1 protein-coding gene and 1 pseudogene are annotated in these 1,915 nt (G+C 45.1%); both read right to left on the bottom strand.

The window, feature by feature from the left end; all coding sequences use genetic code 11:
* Positions 1–266: 266 nt before the first annotated feature.
* Positions 267–1,616 carry a peptidylprolyl isomerase gene (locus QUA90_RS30305; RefSeq protein WP_333448783.1) on the bottom strand — a complete coding sequence of 450 codons (1,350 nt, stop codon included), beginning with the start codon at positions 1,614–1,616 and terminating at the stop codon, positions 267–269.
* A gap of 150 nt (positions 1,617–1,766) precedes the next feature.
* Positions 1,767–1,835: pseudogene (locus QUA90_RS30655) on the bottom strand (pentapeptide repeat-containing protein); the annotation flags it as partial.
* Between the last annotated feature and the right edge of the window lie 80 nt (positions 1,836–1,915).

Here is a 1,915-nt window from a genome sequence, read left to right as displayed (position 1 = left end):
GCTTACTTTAACCGAGGACTGACTAGATATAAATTGAGAGAGGTTCAGGGAGCATTTGAGGATTTTCAGAAAGCAGCAGGGCTTTTTAAGCAGCAGGGGAGAATGGATTCTTATCAAGAGGCAGTTTCTCAAATTACAAAGCTATGGTGTTAGTTGAGTTTTCAAATTAGAAATTGGGAATGGGAAATTGGGCAATTGGGGAATGGGGAATGGGAATTGGGGAATTTGTAAGGTGCGCCATAAGCACCCTACACCTATAGTTAAAGTTAGCCAATTCTCAAGGCTGCATCGGCAGGTTGAGGGTTAGGATTACTAGGAATCCTAGATAAAGGAATTGCAAAGGCTGCATTTTGAACAGAGGCGACAGTAGAATTTTGTACCACAGTACCAGCCGCTGCCAAGTTAATGACAGTATTGCTTCCAGATTGAGTGAATGTAGTATCGGATAAATTTCCTGTCAAAGCAATGCGATCGCCTTCCTCTGGTCTAAAATCAACTATTGTATGACTTGTCGGGGGTAGGGTAATAAAAGGAAGAGAAGCAGGATCTACTCCGAGCAAAACAAAAGTATCTGCACCACTACCTCCTGTGAGAGTATTGTTGCCTGTATCTCCAATCAAAATATCATTGCCATCACCACCAATTAAGATATCATCCCCTTGACCGCCTCGCAAAAAGTCGTTACCAGCATCACCATTGAGAATATCGTCAGCGAAATTGCCAATCAGAATATCGTTGCCAACACCACCGCTAATGGAATCGTTACCTTTGCCACCTCGCAAAAAGTCGTCACCGACTTCGCCACTGATGGTATCGTTGCCTTGGCTGCCATTAATTGCATCATCCGTCGGTGAACCGAGGATGCGATCGTTTGCGCTACCTCCCACTACACCGCTGGGATTTTGCTGAGAGTCTTGGGAAGTGACTTGATAGTTGTTGGGGGTATTTGGCAGTCTGAGCGCTCCCAAAGATAGATTTACGAAATTGGTACTATTAATTAAATCGTTGAGCACATTAACATCGGTAATGATGCTAGAAACCCGACTGGGGACGATTCCTTGAACGACTTTTGCAGTTGAAATGCGATCGCCCTGCTGCACCGCATTCACCGTTTCAAAACCTTGAATAACATTGCCAAAAACAGCATAACTACCATCCAAAAATGGCAACTCATCCAAAGCAAAATAAAACTGCGAAGAAGCCGAATCCAAAGCATTGGAACGAGCCATTGCCACAGCGCCGCGATTATGCCGCAACTGCGGCGTCTGGGTGACAACTTGGTTGTAAACAGGTTGCGCGGCCCCTTGCGGCTTAATTTCCAAAGGAATAAAACGCGCCTGATTGGTATCCGGGTCAATAAAACTACCCGTTCCCAATTGACTTGCCGGAATTGTCGTATCCCTGCTGCGCGGATCACCTCCTTGCACAACAAAAGGATCTGGCTGACGCACAACTCGGTGAAACATCACCCCGTCGTAAATGCCTCGTTCAACTAAGTCAACAAAATTTCCTCCAGTAATCGGGGCATTAGTGCCGTCTACTTCGATCACAACGGGTTGACCGTTAATTACCTGGACTACTATAGCTTTGCCTGTTAACGGGAGTGCAGCGCTCATGGGTAAATTGCTATTTGAGTGAGTGATCTTGGGGTTTTAGAAGCAATCCGCGAATTGCCTCTACCTATTTAATCAGAAAACTGTAAACTTGTCTGTAAGTACAGTTCTACTTCTAAATTTATGATGTCCCGTCGCCAGTTCTTTAGCACTTTATTGGCAAGCAGAAATATCAGCATTCTTTAACTTAGCAGCGGACAAATTAGCGCCGCTCAAATGGGCTTATTGGAGATTAGCTCCCCGCAAATCGACTGCGCTCAAATCGCACTGTTTCCACAAAAAACTGACGCACCAATTATCCT

Origin of the sequence: Microcoleus sp. D3_18_C4 (genome assembly GCF_036702355.1) — a bacterium.
Lineage (GTDB): Bacteria > Cyanobacteriota > Cyanobacteriia > Cyanobacteriales > Microcoleaceae > Microcoleus.
The sequence above is the reverse complement of the archived record's forward strand: the minus strand, read 5'-3'. Positions and strand labels throughout refer to the sequence as shown.

Coding starts and splice junctions, on each gene's coding strand:
- QUA90_RS30305 (WP_333448783.1), bottom strand. CDS start 1,616: ATGAGCGCTGCACTCCCGTTAACAGGCAAAGCTATAGTAGTCCAGGTA.